This window comes from Saccharibacillus sp. O23 (assembly GCF_002205895.1).
Taxonomy (GTDB): Bacteria; Bacillota; Bacilli; order Paenibacillales; family Paenibacillaceae; genus Saccharibacillus.
Genome location: NZ_NJDE01000016.1, coordinates 71,873 through 88,888 on the forward strand (window position 1 = coordinate 71,873; position 17,016 = coordinate 88,888).

Sequence of the window (17,016 nt, forward strand, 5' to 3'; positions counted from 1 at the left end):
CAAGCGGGACGCTTTTGGAGTCTGCAAGCAGAACCCGATACGCGGAGCGGATCAGAATCCGCTGTGATATTTATCCGGACTCGACGAACGCTGCTTGGTCGCGTCCTTGTCTTTTTCTTCCTGCTGCTCCATGCTGATGTCTTCCATCGGCAGCGGATCGACGTTCTGCTCTTCTTCATGCATATCGAACAAGCTTTCGTTCTCGGTCGGATACTGTTCGGGATGATCCGACGCGCCTTCCCGATGAGGATCTTGTTGATTCTGTTCGATCTCTTTCTCGTGCTGCTTTTTTTCGTCCATGACTTGTGGCTCCCTCCTGTTGTCCGTCTTCTCCCCTTTTACCCGTTATCTGTAAGAGTTTAACGAAGCCTTACCGATTTCCGGCCGTATCGCGCACGAAAAAGCCCGGCGGATCGAAATCTGCCGGGCTTCTCGTGTTCAAAGCGCGTTATCATTGTGCCGAACGGCGCAGCGATCAATCGATGAACTGCATTTTTTTGAGCAGCTTCTCGATCAGCGCCGCCGTCTCCGCGCGGGTAGCTTCCGCTCCGGGCGCAATCCGTCCGTCGGCTCGGCCCTGCATGATGCCGAACGAGATCAGCCCTGCCAGAGCTTCGCGCGACCAAGCCGGAGCCTCGTTCAGATCGCCGAGCCGTGACGCGGCGGAAGCGTCGGCTTGAAGCGCGAAGCCGGCGAACTCGGCCGCTTGCGACAAGACGACCGCCATCTCTTGGCGGGTGATCGGCGCGTTCGGGCGGAACGTTCCGTCCGGATAACCGGACATGAAGCCCGCGCCGACAGCCGTTCCGACGGCCTCCGCATACCAAGCTCCGCCGTCCGTATCCTTGAAGAACGCGGCGGCCGACGCGTTCGGCGTCAAGCCGAGCGAGCGGACGATCAGCGCCGCGAATTCGGCTCGGGTTACGTTTCGCGCGGGGGCGAACGCATCTGTTCCGGTACCGTCGACGATCAGGCGCGAAGCCAGTTCTTCGATCGGCGCTTGCGCCCAATGCCCGGCGATATCGCCGAAGGTTCGCGACGACTCGACGACCGTATAGACGCTGTTGCCGTTACGCAGCAGAACGGCCTGATTCTTGCCGTCGACCTTCGCGAACACGGACGGCACGAACGAGAATTCGCCGCTGGCCGGGTCGTACATGACTCCGGTGAGATCTTGCGTATTTTGTCCTTCCGGCAGCGCGATCGTCCGCTTGACGTACGTGCCGCCGAATTCGTTCAGGTCGACGCTCTTGCCGCCGCTCTGCGCCGCGACCCGGAATTCCACGATCGGAGCCGCGAGTTTGAGCGAGCTTAGGGCCGCCGCCTGAGCCGCGCCGTCGACGATCGGCTTTTCCGCGTTCGTCATCGAGACTTTGAGTTCGAAGTTTTCTCCGAGCTGCGCGGTCAGATTCGCTGCGAGCAACACCTGAAGCGGCAGCGAATAGGTCGCGTGGTCCGCGACGAACGCTACGGTCATATCCGGCTTGGCCGCGACTTGACGCAGCAGCTCCGCGCCCGGCAGAACGGCTTCGGCTCCGCCCGTTCCCGCATCGAGCGCGATCCGCAGCTCGTCGGAAGACGCCGGAAGCGCAGCGATCTGCGCGCCGAGTTCCGCGGCCGTTATCGTCTTGACCGGCGTATCGCCGGCGGACGGCGAAGTTCCGCCCGTCTGGCCGTTATTCGTGCCGGTTCCCGGATTCGGGTTGGCCGGACTGCCTGAACCCGGCGTCGGAGTCGGCACGGTTCCCGGGCTGTTTGGATTTCCTGGGTTTCCCGGATTCGTGCCCGGATCCGGGTTGGTCGCCGCCGGCTTCAGATCGAACTGCGCGACGACCGGATCATGGTCGGATACCCGCCCTCTCGATTCCGGGAAGTCGGCGTTCAGATGCACCACGTCGATTTTCGCGGAAGACGCGATATTTTTGCTGGCGAGAATATGGTCCAGCACCTGCGAGTTTCCGTCATACGTATACGTATACTGCTCGCTTAGCGGCAGCGTATCGATCAGATTCACCAATTCGCCGCCGCGCAGGATCGAAGCGGTAGGCGTGAATTGGAAATCGTTCAAGTCGCCGAGCGCCACGATGTTGGCTTTCGGATTGTCGGCCAACACGTTTTTGACGAATCCGTTCACGACTTTGGCGATCTCGTGCCGCTGGACTTCGCTCGACAGAACAGGCGGCTGAATCTTGCCGAACGGCGAATTGTCGCCGCCCTTCGAATTGAAATGGTTCGCGATCACGATCACCGATTCGCCTTTGAAGACGAACTGAGCCGCCAGCGGTTTGCGCGACTCGTCGAACGCCGCGTTCGTCGGATCGATCCGCCCCGGGTTATGCGTAAGATGCCCGGAGGTCGCGTCGTAAGCGACCGCCGTTTTGGCTTCGCCTTTGACCCCGTTTACGCTGTCGGCGAGCTGAACGCGCTGCGGATTGTATAGGAAGCCTACTCGAATATTGCCGCCCGGCTGTCCGCCGTCTTCGTTATTGGCCGGAGCGACGTCCGTATACCGATAAGTCGGACCGCCCGCGTCGGCGATCGCCGCGATCAGAGCGGACGCATCGGCTTCGGTCATCCCGTTATTGGTCGGACCGTCGCCGTCTTGCATCTCGACCACGCCGATGATATCCGGCTGTTTCAAGTTGGAAGCAAACGATTTGCCAAGCTTCTTGATCTTCTCTTCTCCCGTTCCCGGGTAGAAGTTCTCGATATTGTACGAAGCGATCATGAGTTTGTCTTCCGCCGGAACGATCTGCGTCGTCTCCTGCTCGTACGTGCTCGGCGTAATGGCCGGCAGTTGGCCCTGCGCCGGAATGATTTTGAAGTTGGCGTTGTTGTACCCGATCACGCCGGTCACGTCGGCAGCGAAAGTATCGCCCGTGCCGACTTCCTGCCCCGGATTGCCGTAAGCGATAATCAGGCGCTGCGGATTGTAGTTCAGATACTCTTTGAGCACGAGGCCGCCGGCCGGCGAGATCACGTCGCCGCCGTTGTCCACGCGGGTCGCGATATTGTAAGTCTCCGAGCTGCCGCCTCCGCTTTTCCAGTACGGGCTGATGATCGTCGGCTTCGGCAGCGTGACCCGCATGCCTTCCAGCGATTCGTAGAAATCGATCGCGTCGGTCTCGGGATCGAATTCCGTCATGTCGTCATCGTCGATGATCGAAGACGGAATCGGACGTCCGGTCGCTCCGAGGACGATCGGCTCCGGCATCGGCGCGGTCTGGCCCGAGACTTTCTCGACCGACGTCATCGCGATCTGCGTCGAAGTCAGATTGTTCGCGCTGCCTTCGTTATATTCGCTCACTTTGCCGGATACGCGAACCAGATCGCCGATCTGCGGCTTCAACCCGGTATTCGTCGAATAAACGAAGATGCCCTCGGAAGTAGCCGGATCGTCGTCCGGTTCGTTGTCTTGCAGGAAAAATCCTTTGTAAGCGCCATTGCCGAACGAATACCCGTATTGGGTCACGACCCCTTCGATATTCGAAACGTTCTGTCCGTCGTATGCGGACGTATGCGAACTTCCTTGAATATCGTGGATCCGCGGCTGGTCGACGACGGTATACGCGAACTCGTAAACTTCGCTCGTGTCTCCGCCCGCGATCAGAATCGCTTTGATCGTCGTATCCTCAGTCAAGATGATCGGAGCAGAAGAAGCATACAGCGTGCTTGCGGCAGTCGGAACGGTTCCGTCCGTCGTGTAATGGATCGCCGCGTTCGGTGCCGGACTCGCCAGTTTGACTTCGCCGCCGCGAACGATCTTGCCGGCCTGCGGATTGGCGATGACGGAGAACGTATTTTCCACCAAAGCGTCTTCGCCGAGCGGGATCAACTGATAGACTTCGCCGTAGCGTTTGACGACTCCGGTAACGCTGTCGAACGTCTTGTCGACCGCGAGTTTGGCCGAAGCCGAATAGATGGCGAACGTTTCCGTTTGCCCGTTTTGGCTGGCCGTAACATTGCTGCCGGTTTTGGCCGTGATCTTGACGTTATCCAGCCGAACCAGCTCGGCTTCGTAAGCTCCTCCCTTGGCCGCGGACAGATCGGAAGCGCTCAACTGCTGAGCGGCCGGCAGGCCGACGTTCGGTTCGATCGTCGCAGCGGGAAGACCCGCGACGGGTTTGAGTTCCAGAAGCTTCTGATAGACCGCCGTTTGGCCGCCGACAACGATCCGATCGCCGACTTTGGCGCTCGGCAGATTATATCCATAGAGCACGATTCCGCCGGTGCCGTCTTGAATATAGACTTCCGCGTTATCGATAAACGTAATGACGCCTTCCGTAAACGCGATCTGATCGACCGGTGTCGAGCGCGCTTGAGCAATGCTGCTCTTTTCCATCAAGGTATAGTCATAGGTCACCGTCTCGCTGTCTTCCAAACCGTCCGCCGAAGCATAGACTTTGACCGTTTTCGGTCCGTCGATCGTGATCGGACCGGCGTAGGTCGCAAAAGGAGCCGTTTCGCCCGGCGCGCTCACGGAAACGTGAATCGTTGCTCCCGGCGTCGCGCTGCTGAACGAAACCTGACTTCCCGAAGGCAGAGCGCCTGCGGCCAGAGACGGCTTCACGCTCTCGACTTGGGTGACCGGAGCATAAACGTAGCTGCTGTTGCGCGGATCGGGACTGCCGACGGCAAAATCGGCTGCGTTGACGTCGGTATCCGAGCCTCGATTGGCGGCAGGCAGAGTCTTAGCTGCGCCCCGGATCGCTGCGGTCGTGTTGTTTAAAGCCGGGGCTGCCTGATTGCCTTCGTAAGAATTCGCCGTGCCGTAACCGATCATATCGATCGTTTCGCCTGCGGCGTTCAGAATATCCAGTTTTCCGTTCGTACCGCCCATACCCAACGAAGTCGACGCATCCGGAAGAGGAAGTTCGTCCGTGCCTCCGTTTCCTGCCGCACCTTCTACCAGATAATAGCCGTTCGGCGCGATCGTGCCGTTTAACGCGGCCGTATTGGTACTGCCTTCAAGGCTTTTATCGGCCGCGGCATACCGAATCTTCCAGCCTTCGAGACTGATCGGAGCGTCGGTCGGATTATATAGCTCGATAAAATCGTGTATGTATTTGGCTCCGGAGTTCCCGCCGCCGCCGTATACTTGAGAAATAACGACATTGCTGTTGTCCGTTGCCGCCGATACCGGAAGCGGAGCCGGCCATACGCTGGTCGCCAAGACCGCCGAGGCCAGCAGCGCAGGCCATTTTCTGTTCTTTTTAACCGAGAGTCTCTTCATATTTCCGAGATTTCCCCTCTCTGTCTATGTGTTAGAATTACCGATCTTCATCATTCTAGCAGCTGAGTATAAACAGGTTGTTCGACAACGGTTAACTGACTGTTAATGGCTTGCAAGCCGCCTGACGCGATTATGGCTCACCGATGCTGCGCATAGACGTTCGCGGGCACGGCCGAACGAACGGCGGCCAGCTCTTCCGCGCCGAGCGGCGGACGGCGGGCCGCTTCGACATTGGCATGAATCTGCTCGGACGTGCTTGCTCCGGCAAGCACGCACGCCACAGCGGGAGCGGCAAGCGGATAATGCAGCGCCGTTTCGGCCAGCGGCCGCTTCACAGCCGAACGGATACCGCTGCGGAACGCACGAAGTTCTTCTTCGCCGTATCCGAGGTATCCTTTGGACAGCTTGCTTTCCCCGCTGTCGGTCAACATGCCGCTCGCGACCGGACCGCGCGCGATCACGCTTATCCCGTTCGCTTCAAGCAGCGGCAGCACTTCTTCTTCGGGACGGCGGTCCAAGATGCTGTATTGGCTCATAACGCTGACGATATTCGAACGCGAGACGTATTCGCGGATCACATTGGGCCGGATCGAAGAGATTCCGTAATACCGGATCACTCCTTCGCGCCGCAGCTGTTCGAACGCTTCGATCGTCTCGTCGATCGGATCGTCCAATGTCCCTCCGTGCAGCTGATACAGATCCAGATAATCGGTGCCGAGCCGGCGCAGGCTGTCTTTGACCGCCGACAGAATATAAGCTTTGGAAGCATCCCAGACCCAACCGTCTTGTCCGGGCACCCGGCGATTGCCGACTTTGCTGGCCAAGACGACGTCTCCGCGCCGTCCTTTGACGGCTTTGCCGACCAATTCTTCGTTGCGCCCCGCGTCGTAGAGATCCGCCGTATCCAGCAAAGTGATGCCCAGATCCATGGCTTCGTGCAGAATTCTTAAGGCATGTTTTTCATCGGTTCCGATCGACATGCATCCCAAGCCGATCTCGCTGACCGACAGTTCCGAACGGCCTAATCGGTTCGTTTTCATTGAATCTCTCCTCTCTGTTCGATTATTGGTTTCGCTTACATCCAAGCATTGGAATCGATCTTGGCGCTGTCCTGCCTCGCGCTCCGAGTTCGCTATGGCTCAAGCTTGCGAACGCGAACGCAGTTCCAGCGCGGCGTCGAACGTTCTGCGTCCGCTGCTCGATTCGCCGCTCACGAAAATTCCGTCGTCCGACCCGCAGCGCCGAAGGCCGATCACGTCTCCTAACGCGGCCTCGCGGCTGTACGTCAGATGCAGCGATCGGATCTCCCGCTCCTGCAGTTCTTGCGGCGTAAGCAGATCAAGACACAGATCCGCGTAGCGGGCATTGTTCATGTGACCGTAACAATCCACGGCGCTGTAAGGAACCCGGTACGATTCGCCTTCTTGCCAATCGCTTTCTTCGCCCGGCAGGATCACTTTCTCCGGCACGCCGTTAGACGCCGGGCGGCTGCTGACCGGCAAAGGAAACGGAAAAGCCGAAGGCCGGAGAATCCGCCGCTTCGCCAGATCGACAAGCGTCCACGCCGTCGAAGCCGTGACCCGTTCGCTGCCGTCTTCTCCGAGCAGTCGATAATCGCGCGTCCACAATACGCCCGAAGCGCCGCAGTTCCAAGTCTCCAGAACAAGGCGTTCCCCAAGTTCCGGTACGGCATGGAATTCGACGCGCGTCGTCATCAGAATCCAAGCCAAACCGGCTTCCAACATCCGAGCAACCGTCACGCCGGCATCTTCCAGATGGCGATCCGCCGCGTCCTGCATCACGCCGAGCAGCGCCGAAGGCCGAATGCGCCCGGCAAAATCCGAATCGGTGACCGAAGGACACCAAGATTCCGTCCATACATCCTGCATGACCTTGTTCTCCTCTCCTTGGAACGATCGCTTCTTCGTTCGCCTTCCATTATATCCGCAACCTGTAAAACGCGCAAAAAAGCCCCGCCTTTCCGAAGAAAGGCGAAGCTTTGAAAACTGAATCTTCGAACTGCGCAGTCTCGACCCTAAACGTCCGTCTAGGCTTGGTCGATCCACGCCGTTTTCGATTCGAACGGCTCGCGCTTGGAATCGCCCGGTTCCCGATCGGGAAAGCCGATATACAGAAAACCCAGCATCTGCCCGTCTTCGCTAAGGCCGAAACGCTGCGCCATCAAAGGATGGTAACACAAGTTGCCGCTTCTCCAGACCGCGCCCAATCCCAACGCATGCGCTTCGAGCAGCATATTCTGAATCGCCGCGCCGACCGCCAAAGTCTCTTCAAGCGGGATGATCTTCGGTCCGGAGACCGGTTCGCAGCCGACCGCGATAATCAGCGGAGCACGCGATACCTTTTTGCCCGCCGAAGCCAGCATGCCTTCGTATTCTTCCGGCGAAGGCGAGATGCCTTTCTCTGCCGCTTCCGTATCGGCCATCGCGGAAGCCAATTTCATTCGGCCTTCGCCTTGAAGAACGAAGAAGCGCCACGGTTCGGTCTTGCGATGATTCGGCGCCCAAGTCCCCGCTTCGAGAATTCGCTCGATCGATTCGCGCGGCACCTCCCGGTCTTGGACCGCCCCGACGCTTCGCCGGGTACGGATCGCTTCTCTCACGTCCATTCCGATTCCTCCTTCGTTGAGTACACCCTAACCGAGGCTGTCGATCGACAGAACGTCAAGTCTGCCGGATCGACGAGCCTTTATACGCCGCTGGCCAGATCGACGGCGTAGATTCGGCTGGTCGCCTGCCAGATCTCGCCCGGTTCGATCGCGAACAGCCCGGTTTCTTCGGACGGCAGCGACAGATTCGGAGCGTTCACCAGATTCACCTGCGGTTCCGGACAGATAAACGAACCGCCGGCGCCGCTGTTCCAGATCATCCAGTGGCGATAAGAAGTTCCGACGTCGTAGACTACCTTGACGCCGATTCGGCTATCCGTAATCTCGGCGCGGTTGCGGCCGCCCTGCGGCACTGCCGTGTAATGGTTATCCATCGAATCCACGTACGGATTGACGCCGCTCTCGCGCATCTCTTCTTCCCATTCCGCCAGCGGCTGGAAACCGCCCGTCGGCAGCATGCGGCCGTCGAGTTCGCGGCGCTGGCCGATCGTGACCTTGATGCGGCAGTCTTCCGAAGAACTGCCTTCGGCGAACGGCGCGTTAAGCGCGGTATGGAACGCCAGCAGCGCAGGCAGCTTGCGGCCCGATTCGTTGAACAGCGCGACGTCTTGTTCCAGTCCCAGCGCGCTGAGCGTATAGCGGATACGCAGCGTGAAAGCGTAAGGGAAATACGCGTACATTTTGTGCCCCTCGTCTACGCGGTGCACGACCGACACGAAGCTGCCCGCTTCCGTCGCTCCGAAAGCTTCCACGTCCCACGGCAGCGTATGCAGGTAACCGTGCAGGAAGTTGCCCGTCGCTTCTTCGTTGACGGGGAACGAATATTCTTCGCCGTTCCATCTCAGCAGCCCGGCATCGTAACGGTTCGGAGGGAACAGCGGCGGAATGCCGTGCGTGCCCGGATCGGCGACGAACGCCTGCATGTCTTCCGGCTCGCGCAGGAAATGGAAGTTGCGTTTCGTATCGCGGTAAGCGATCAGGTTGCCGCCCACGTTCGGCAGTACGGCCGCTTCGTAATCGCCGTATTTCAGCCAGACGGCTTCTTCCCCTTTGTAATCGCCGCGAGCGGCTTCGTATACCGGAGGGGTTCCGGCATTTGGATTCATCGACATATATAGTCTCCTTTTGGACAAAGATAGAATCGCACACGGCCTATTATACCCCGCGACGGTAGGCGCTTTCAATTTGAAAAAACCTCGCCCGTACGAAAAAGCGGGAGCCTCGGCCGAAAATCCCCGCTGCTCCCGCTTGCTTCCGTTTTATCACTCGGTCGTATTGTCGTCTGCCCGCTTGGCTTTCTTGCCGTCTTTCTCGAGCCGATCCGTTTTCGCCTTTTTCGCTTTTTTCGCCTGCTTTTCGTCTTCCGCTTTTTCTTTATCCGCTCCCATCGCGATAAAGATGTCGTAAGACAAACGGTTTTCTCCCGAATCCCTGTGTTTGAAAGGCTCGAGCAGTTCGTTGAGTTGACGGAAAACTTCCTGCGCTTCTTCCTGCGTCATATAGAGCGCGTTCTGCATGAACCGTCCCGTTTCGGCGCTCGAACCGCCGGCGCGGCGCAAAAACCTTTCTTTGACTTGATCGAATTGTTCCGCGAGCATGCGTCTGACGTTGGACCAATAAGCCCCGCGCATCTCCGGCTGGATCTCCGCGGATTGGATCTCGATTTCGCCGTCATGATACAGATAATACTTCGCCACGATTCCGTTGATGACTTCGGTATGATCGATCGAGACCAGACCGATACTTTCGAGTTTCTTGACATGATAGTACACTTTCGCCGGAACCTCGCCCATCCGGTCGGCCACTTCCTTGACCGTGGCCGGACGACCGAAATCCACGAACGTCTTCATGATGCGCAGCCGATACGGATCGGAGAAAATTTTGATTTCTTCCAGGGTCGTTAACGTTTTTTTGGATTCGTTGTTCACTGCTCCAGCTCCCGCTCTTTGGTGATCGGCATCGCTCGGGACGCCTCTTACTCTCCATTATAGGCGAAAAAGGAGCGACTGCACAAAAGATGGCGCGAAATCAGCGCAAGCCGCGCATCTTCGGAATAACGAACAGCACGATCGCGGGCAGGATCACCAAAGCCCCCATCAGCGGATAGAGCGTCTCCAATTCGAGCGATTCCGCCAAGGCCCCCGACAGCGCGCTTCCGATCGGAAAAGCGCTCAAGCATAACGTGTTGAACAGCGATCCCACCCGGCCGAGCATCTCCGGCGGCGTCTGCTCCATCAGGTAAGACGTGGTCGGCGACGCGATCATATTGACCGACAGTCCGAGCAGGAAATACAAAGCGGTCGCGAAAATCAGCGCAAGCTGCGGACTCTCCGCGTGCGGCGGGAACAGCAGGAGTCCGATCGACAAGCCCATGAACAGGAAGCCCGCGATCATCAAAGTTCCTTTGCGTACGCGGCCTCCGATCTGTCCGAGCAGCAGCCCGCTCGCGATCATGCCCGCGGACATGCCGATGCTCAGCACGCTCAGCGCGGCCGGACCTTGCTTCAGCAGTTCGCCGACATAGGCCGCTTCCAACGCTTCCATCGGCGAAATCGCGAAGTTCAGAAACCCGGCCAGCGCCACGATCAACAGCAGCACTTTTTGACCGTACAGATAAGATATGCCGGAGCCCAGCTCTTTCCAGAACCCGGGCGCTTTCGTTCCGTCTGCCGCTTCGCGTCTCGGGACGTGCATCGAAGGAATGCGTCCCAATACGCAAGCCGAGAGCAGCAGCATCGCCGCGTTCAAAGCGAAAGCGCCGCCGAGTCCGGCCCAAGCGATCAGCGCTCCCGAGAACGCCAGACCGCCGAGCCGTGCCGTCTGAGCCGCGGAAGCGGCGAGCGAATTGGCGGATACCAGCTTCTCTTTGGGCAGCACGCGGGGCATCCACGACATCATCGCGGGATTGGAGAACGCGGCGACCGACGACAGCAGCAGCGACAGAACGAACAGATGCCAGACTTCGATCGCGCCGGTCACGTAGAGCAGAGCGGTAAAAGCGACGATCGAACCGCGGATCAGCGCGCTCGCGACGACGGTCGTTTTGTTGGACCAACGATCGACCAGCACGCCCGCGAACGTCCCCAATACGATGGTCGGCAGCGTCCCTACCGCGAACAACGTGCCCATCAGCAGTTTGGAACCGGTCAGCATGTAGACGAGCCAACTGTACGCGATCGCATCGATCGCATCGCCGAAATTCGAAAGGACGCGGGAGATCAGCATTTGGCGAAACGCCGAGATTTGCCACAGCGCCCGAATCCCTTCTTTTTTGGCGGTTTGCGGCTTGCCTGTCTTTTCGGCCGGAACGGAATGTGCGTTTTCCATTTTTATTTCCTCCTCAAATTTTTATGAACGTTAAAATATTTTTAATGTTAACCTTATTTTAACGCAGAAAACGAATTTGGCAAGAGGAAACGTGAAAAAAAATTTGACGTAAACGCAGCGAGGTCCGAAACCGGCAAAAAGCCCTGCTCGAAAGCAGGGCTTCAATCTGTCGAAAAAGTCAAGCGGACGGCGGAATCCAGTAGACTTCGAGAAGAGTTTCAGTGGATGTTCGCGCGGACGCCGTCGCGCGCGGACCTAAGGCAGGCATCGACCGCGCGCATGTTGCCGAGAGCGTCGTCCGAAGGATAAGGAAGCGGCGCTTCTCCGAACGCCGCTCGCGCGAAAGCGTCGGCTTGCAGCGCATAATGATTGACGCAGGGCAATTTCTCTTCCCGCCGCTCCCGATCGGTCGCGACGATGATCTGCGGGTTCTCGCGCCAACCGAACATATAAGGAAGTTCGATCCGTCCCAAGGTCCCGGTGATTTCGAAATAAGAGCGGTTATACGCCCACATGCCGCATTCGAACGATAAAGCGACGCCGCCCGGAAAAGCCAGCAGCCCGCTTGCGGCCATATCGACATCGTCATGTTCCGGCGAGAAAAAAGCATGCGCCGACGCCCAAAGCGGCTCGGTTCCCAGAATCATGCGAGCGGCGGAGATCGGATAAACGCCGATATCGTAGATCGAACCGCCGCCTTTCGAACGGTCGAAACGCACATTGCCCGTATCGTCCGGCGTGCAGTAGTTGAATACGCCGCGCAGCGCGCGAATCTCTCCGATCTCGCCCGATTGGATGATCTCGCGCACGCGCTCGTGTTTGCCTCCGTACCGATACATGAACGCCTCCGCGAACAGCACCTTGTTTTCTTCGCACGCTCGCAGCATCTCGGCCGTTTCTTCCGCGTTCAGCGCGGACGGCTTTTCGCACAAGACATGTTTGCCCGCACGGGCTGCACGAATCGTCCATTCTTTATGTAGATGATTGGGAAGCGGGATATATACGGCATCGATCTCCGGATCGGCCAACAGTTCTTCATAAGATCCGTAATGCCGAGAGATGCCGGTACGCTCCGCCGTTTCGCGCGCTTTGTCCGCGTTGCGGCTGGCGATCGCGAGCACGCGGCCGCGTTCGGATTCCTGAACGGCCGGGATAAACGCGCTCTCGGCGATCGCCGCCGTTCCGATAATCCCCCATCGCAGCTGTTGAACCATGTTTGGGCCTCCTCGAGTAAGTCTTTTGATAAAGAGGCGATGCGGCGCATCCCCTCTTCTTCGACACCGGTATCTTGGCCGAACTAAGTTCCGTAATTGTCTTCCGCGGCTTTGTTCAACATGCCCAAGCAGCGGTCGAGATCGGTTTTGACTTGTTTTTTGTACAGCTTCGCTTTCTCCGGACCGTCTTCCGTAAAATGATACAGCACGATTTCTTGGAAATCGATGCGAGGATCGCTTCCCTTAAGCTGCTTGGTCCGATAAAATACGCCTTCGTGCACCAGCTCGTGCAGCGCGCGGTAGATTTCACTCTGCGGAGGCACATATCCGAACGGCTTGAAGTTCTCTTTCATTTCTTCAAGCATCTGGTATCCGTATCCGCGTTGTTGTTCGACCATGGTGATCAGGTACAGTTTAATGAATGCCCGTTGGGCGATCATGAAGGCCATGTGTTTCCCCTCCTTTTCAGGTGAACGCTTGTTCCCTTCCATTATAATCGACTTTGCGCGCTTTCACACCTTTTCGGGCATTTTTTATCGATTCGAGATTAAAAAAAGCTTGAAACGGCGCTTTTTCCCTTTTTTCAGGAGGAGAACGAAAACCGTCGCTCCGCGCCGTATGAATATTCGAACGCCGATTTTCTATTATGAATTTTTCATATGATGATTTTTAATTTTTATTATAAAAAAGCACCGTTTCCGCTTCGATCGGTCATAAGCGGAAACGATGCTTTTTATTTTACAAACCGTGAATGATATCGACCAATGATTTCGTCATGGTGCTGACTTCGTCCATCGAAGCGTTCACTTGTTCGGTCAGAGCGGCTTGGGTCTGCGTGTACGTCGTCATATGTCCGATGCTTTCCAGAATTTCGTCGATCAGCATCTTGGTTTCGTTCAAGACCTGATCGATGTTGTTCGTCGCTTCCGCGCTGTGAATCGCCAGTTTGCGCACTTCGCCGGCCACGACCGCGAATCCGTTCCCCAGTTCGCCCGCGCGGGCCGCTTCGATCGCGGCATTCAGACCAAGCAGGTTGGATTGATTGGCGATCTCTCGGATCGAATCCGAAATGCTTCGGGTCGCGTCCGCGCTTTTTTTGGCTTCTTTGGCGGCTTGCGTCGATTTTTCTTGGGCCGCGGCCATCTCTTGAGCTTGGCTGGAGACCGATTCGATCGCGCGTACCATTTCGTCGATCGAATACGACAGCTCCTGCATCCGGCTGTTCATGACTTCCGAGACTTCCTGCTTTCTGCGTTCCAGCGTCACGTCGCGAATGGTTCCGGCTACGCGCAGCGGCACGCCCTTCGGGTCGCGAATCGTCTCGCCTCCGGCATGGAACCAGCGATACTCGCCGCTCTTGAGTTGAAGCCGATAATCCAGTTCGTACGGCGTTCGGCCGGAATAATCGTTCATATGGTCCGCGAAAGCTTGGATCGTCCGTTCGGCATCTTCCGGATGGAGACGGCTGCTCCAACTGCCGAACACGTTCGGGAAATCATTTTCGTTCTGGAAGCCCAGCGTTTTGCGGAATTGCGGCGACCACCAGAATTCGTTGTTGGGATTGACGACGTCTCCGGCTACGACCGTCATATCCCAAGGCGCTTCGACCAAAGCCCGGTTGATCAATTCGTATCGGTCGATATAATCGGCGAGTTCTCGTTCTTTGAGCTTTTTGTCATGAATGTCGAACAGCGCGCCCGCTACGCGCAGCGGAATGCCCTGCTTGTCCCGAACCGTCGTTCCGGTAGCCTGAAACCACCGATAACTGCCGTCTTTCAACCGAAGCCGGTATTCGATATCGTAGCCCGTCCGGCCGGTATGGTCCAACAGATGGTCGGCAAAAGCTTGCAGCACCCAGCCGTGGTCGTCCGGATGGAGTCTCGAAGCCCAACTGTCCAGCACGTCGGGAAAGTCGTTGACGTCCCGGAAACCGAGCATGGCCCGAAACGCGTCGGTCCACGTAAACGTGTTGTTGGGATTCACGGGATCTCCCGCAATCACGTTCATGTCCCACAACCCTACTTGAATCGCTTGAGTCACCAGATCGAGACGCATGGCGATATCTTCTTCCCGCTTTTTCATGCTCTGCAGCGTTTGGTTCAGATTGCCGATCAATTCTTGCAGTTGAGGAGAACCTCCGGCAGGAGAAGCCAGTTCGGCCGATTCTTTTTGTTCGACATTACCGATCAGTCGACGACTTTCTTCGAGCAGAAACGCGAGATCGGAGCTTTGGTTGTCTTTTTTGAACATGAATGTGTAACCTCCCGTTGAATGTGGACGATCTAGTAGGCTTCTATTTGAAAAAAGCACTTTGATCGGCAGGGTTGATAGCCTACTTAGAGATCGAGCGATTACGCTTTTTATCGTCATGAATTCGTTAAAGATTTAGATAAATTAAATAAATTGTCGAATTTAGTCGTCCTTACGGAAAATCTCCCACGCAAAAAAGGCTGTCGGGATTTCTCCCGACAGCCTTGGATCGCGATATCGTATACGATTGTCGTCCCGTTCGGTCCGGCTGTCCGGCGCGTAATCTTCCGCTTACGCGACCTATGCGGCAGCCTTTACTCTCTGACCGTTACTCTCTGCGATCGCCGCGCGAAGACAACGGATTGGCGGTATCGTCAAGCTGTCTGCGGCGGTCCGCTTCGAGCAGCGCTTCATCTTCCGCGCGCATGCCCGGATTCGTCATGCCCGGCGTCGTGTTCGTCAGGCCCGGTTCGCGGCGCATGCTGTCGATCGCCGGATCGGATTCCATATTGGAAGAAGGATTCACGGCTCCGCCCGTACGCATCTCGTTGCCGTACCCTTCTTCGGTCAGATGGTAGCGGTCGGCGTTCAGCGAACGATTGTCGCGGAACGAGTCGTAGACCGTTCTGCTGCGGCTGTCTTCGTCGACCAATACCAGAATATTGCCGCGGTTCAGGTATTCTTGGTATTCTTCCGCTTCGTTCTCCGGAATGCCCAGACCGACCAGACCGCCGACCAAGCCGCCTGCTCCGGCGCCTACTGCAAGACCGGCAAGCGTCGCCGCGAGAGGCCCCGCCGCGAGAATCGGTCCGATGCCCGGAATCGCCAGCGCGCCTACGCCCGCAAGCAGTCCGGTCACGCCGCCGAGCACGCCGCCCGTGGCCGCTCCGGCCGCCAAGCCTTCCGGCGCTTTGGTACCGGTCTCTTCGTCGATCGCTCTCAGATCGTTGCGATCTTTGGCTACCACCGAGATATCGTCCGAAGTGAAACCTTGATCCTGCAAATGTTGAATCGCGCGCGATGCTTCCCGTTCGTTCTCGAATACGCCCACAATCTTCTTAGCCATGATGAAAGTCCTCCTTGGTAGTTGGGATTATCAGATGGGTTGATCGATCCTTTGGGATTCGTGTTCGATTCTTATTACCCGGTAAAAACGCGGCGAAACTTGCAAGAGACAATCGGCGGCGGGAGAATCGGTTCGAAAACGAGAGACATGCCTTAAGACTTCGGCCGAACATGCCGGGTCGCTTCGGCGCCGTTCGGGTCGTCCGGCCAATAATGTTTGGGATAACGGCCTTTCAAGTCTTTCTTGACTTCGAAGTACGTTTCTCGCCAGAAGTTCGCCAGATCGGACGTGATCTGCACGGGACGCCGGGCCGGAGACAAGAGCTGAACGGTGATCGGCACGCGGCCTCGGCCGATGCGCGGCGTTTCGGTCTGCCCGAACATTTCCTGAAGCTTTACCGCTACGTGCGGACGTTCCGGATCGCCGTAGTCGATCGCGATGCGCGATCCGCTCGGCACGGTCAGCCGGGTCGGCGCTTCGGCGTCGAGCGTACGGCGCTGATCCCAATCGAGCCGCTGCTCCAAGAGCTGCGTCAAGTTCAGCTTCTTGAGCTGCGCGGCGCTGCGGATGCCTGACGCGTAAGGAAGCAGCCAGTCTTCCAATTCGGCGAGCAGAGCCGAATCGTCCGAAGCCGGGAATTCGCGATCCGCCAAATGCATGAAGATCATGCGCCGCTGAAGCTCGCGGGCTTCCTTCGTCCACGGCAGCAGACGCCCTTCGGAAGCGCGGATGCCCTGCGCCAGCGCGGCGGCGATCGCTTCGTCGTCGGGAGACGCCGCTTGGGCGGATTGCAGCACGACGGCGCCGATGCGCCGCACGCGAAGCGCGGAGACCGCTTCTCGCTGCGCGTCCCATTCGACGCGGATCTCTTCGGCGCCTTCTTCGGCGGCGAAGCTTTCGAGATCCGCAGGTTCGAGCGGGGCCGCGAGCCAGATGCGGCCTTCGGTCCCTTGGTCGTCGATATCGGCGGCGACCAGATATTCTTCGCGCGAGAGCAGCTCGCGTTCCGGCACGTACGCTCCGCGCCCGCCGCTCAGCAGGAAGCGGCCCGAACCCCGCCGCCGGCCTACCCGGTCCGGAAATGCATAGGCGAGCAGCAGGCCCGCCTTGCCGGCGTCGCCCGCCGGGCCGGACGGCGCGCCGGCGATGCGCCGCAGCCGGGCCGCGCGTTCGGCGGCCCGGTCCTCCGGCGTGCGCAGGGCGCCGGAGGACCCGAAAAAAAAAAAAAGCTAACCGTGAAGTGCCTCTACTGTTAAATGCACGCGTACTTCCTCCTACTATTTATATCCCGTGTATCTAC

General features: G+C 58.0%; 13 protein-coding genes. All 13 read right to left on the reverse strand.

The window, feature by feature from the left end:
• Positions 1-51: 51 nt before the first annotated feature.
• Positions 52-300, reverse strand: coding sequence for a hypothetical protein (locus CDO73_RS18995; protein ID WP_088490101.1), 249 nt, complete (start codon positions 298-300; stop codon positions 52-54).
• A gap of 175 nt (positions 301-475) precedes the next feature.
• Complete coding sequence (locus CDO73_RS19000) at positions 476-5,233, reverse strand: S-layer homology domain-containing protein (RefSeq protein WP_088490102.1); 4,758 nt, start codon at positions 5,231-5,233, stop codon at positions 476-478.
• A gap of 137 nt (positions 5,234-5,370) precedes the next feature.
• Positions 5,371-6,273, reverse strand: a complete 903-nt coding sequence (locus tag CDO73_RS19005) for an aldo/keto reductase (protein ID WP_088490103.1) — start codon at positions 6,271-6,273, stop codon at positions 5,371-5,373.
• 99 nt (positions 6,274-6,372) lie between these two features.
• A complete protein-coding gene (locus tag CDO73_RS19010; protein WP_088490104.1) occupies positions 6,373-7,122 on the reverse strand; it encodes an acyl-[acyl-carrier-protein] thioesterase in 750 nt (249 codons plus the stop codon).
• Positions 7,123-7,280: 158 nt separating this feature from the next.
• A complete protein-coding gene (locus tag CDO73_RS19015; protein ID WP_088490105.1) occupies positions 7,281-7,859 on the reverse strand; it encodes a nitroreductase family protein in 579 nt (192 codons plus the stop codon).
• 80 nt (positions 7,860-7,939) lie between these two features.
• On the reverse strand, positions 7,940-8,971 hold the full coding sequence (locus CDO73_RS19020) for an aldose 1-epimerase (protein ID WP_088490106.1): 1,032 nt from the start codon (positions 8,969-8,971) through the stop codon (positions 7,940-7,942).
• Between the two features lie 150 nt (positions 8,972-9,121).
• Complete coding sequence (locus tag CDO73_RS19025) at positions 9,122-9,787, reverse strand: ArsR/SmtB family transcription factor (protein WP_256972767.1); 666 nt, start codon at positions 9,785-9,787, stop codon at positions 9,122-9,124.
• A 100-nt stretch (positions 9,788-9,887) separates the two neighbouring features.
• Entirely contained in the window at positions 9,888-11,186 is a 1,299-nt protein-coding gene (locus CDO73_RS19030) for an MFS transporter (RefSeq protein ID WP_088490107.1), read from the reverse strand.
• 218 nt (positions 11,187-11,404) lie between these two features.
• On the reverse strand, positions 11,405-12,400 hold the full coding sequence (locus CDO73_RS19035; RefSeq protein WP_088490108.1) for a Gfo/Idh/MocA family protein: 996 nt from the start codon (positions 12,398-12,400) through the stop codon (positions 11,405-11,407).
• 83 nt (positions 12,401-12,483) lie between these two features.
• The gene (locus CDO73_RS19040) at positions 12,484-12,849 is read right to left on the reverse strand and encodes a replication termination protein (protein WP_088490109.1); all 366 of its coding nucleotides are present in this window, start codon (positions 12,847-12,849) and stop codon (positions 12,484-12,486) included.
• A gap of 289 nt (positions 12,850-13,138) precedes the next feature.
• Positions 13,139-14,650: a methyl-accepting chemotaxis protein gene (locus CDO73_RS19045; RefSeq protein ID WP_088490110.1), complete on the reverse strand. Its 1,512-nt coding sequence runs from the start codon at positions 14,648-14,650 to the stop codon at positions 13,139-13,141.
• Between the two features lie 328 nt (positions 14,651-14,978).
• Complete coding sequence (locus CDO73_RS19050; RefSeq protein WP_088490111.1) at positions 14,979-15,716, reverse strand: general stress protein; 738 nt, start codon at positions 15,714-15,716, stop codon at positions 14,979-14,981.
• Positions 15,717-15,868: 152 nt separating this feature from the next.
• Positions 15,869-16,729, reverse strand: coding sequence for an ATP-dependent helicase C-terminal domain-containing protein (locus tag CDO73_RS19055; protein ID WP_256972768.1), 861 nt, complete (start codon positions 16,727-16,729; stop codon positions 15,869-15,871).
• Positions 16,730-17,016 lie beyond the last annotated feature (287 nt).

Bases quoted from the DNA above. Each gene is read 5' to 3' on its own strand.
- CDO73_RS18995 (WP_088490101.1), bottom strand. From the start codon at position 300: ATGGACGAAAAAAAGCAGCACGAGAAAGAGATCGAACAGAATCAACAA.
- CDO73_RS19000 (WP_088490102.1), bottom strand. From the start codon at position 5,233: ATGAAGAGACTCTCGGTTAAAAAGAACAGAAAATGGCCTGCGCTGCTG.
- CDO73_RS19005 (WP_088490103.1), bottom strand. From the start codon at position 6,273: ATGAAAACGAACCGATTAGGCCGTTCGGAACTGTCGGTCAGCGAGATC.
- CDO73_RS19010 (WP_088490104.1), bottom strand. From the start codon at position 7,122: ATGCAGGATGTATGGACGGAATCTTGGTGTCCTTCGGTCACCGATTCG.
- CDO73_RS19015 (WP_088490105.1), bottom strand. From the start codon at position 7,859: ATGGACGTGAGAGAAGCGATCCGTACCCGGCGAAGCGTCGGGGCGGTC.
- CDO73_RS19020 (WP_088490106.1), bottom strand. From the start codon at position 8,971: ATGTCGATGAATCCAAATGCCGGAACCCCTCCGGTATACGAAGCCGCT.
- CDO73_RS19030 (WP_088490107.1), bottom strand. From the start codon at position 11,186: ATGGAAAACGCACATTCCGTTCCGGCCGAAAAGACAGGCAAGCCGCAA.
- CDO73_RS19035 (WP_088490108.1), bottom strand. From the start codon at position 12,400: ATGGTTCAACAGCTGCGATGGGGGATTATCGGAACGGCGGCGATCGCC.
- CDO73_RS19040 (WP_088490109.1), bottom strand. From the start codon at position 12,849: ATGGCCTTCATGATCGCCCAACGGGCATTCATTAAACTGTACCTGATC.
- CDO73_RS19045 (WP_088490110.1), bottom strand. From the start codon at position 14,650: ATGTTCAAAAAAGACAACCAAAGCTCCGATCTCGCGTTTCTGCTCGAA.
- CDO73_RS19050 (WP_088490111.1), bottom strand. From the start codon at position 15,716: ATGGCTAAGAAGATTGTGGGCGTATTCGAGAACGAACGGGAAGCATCG.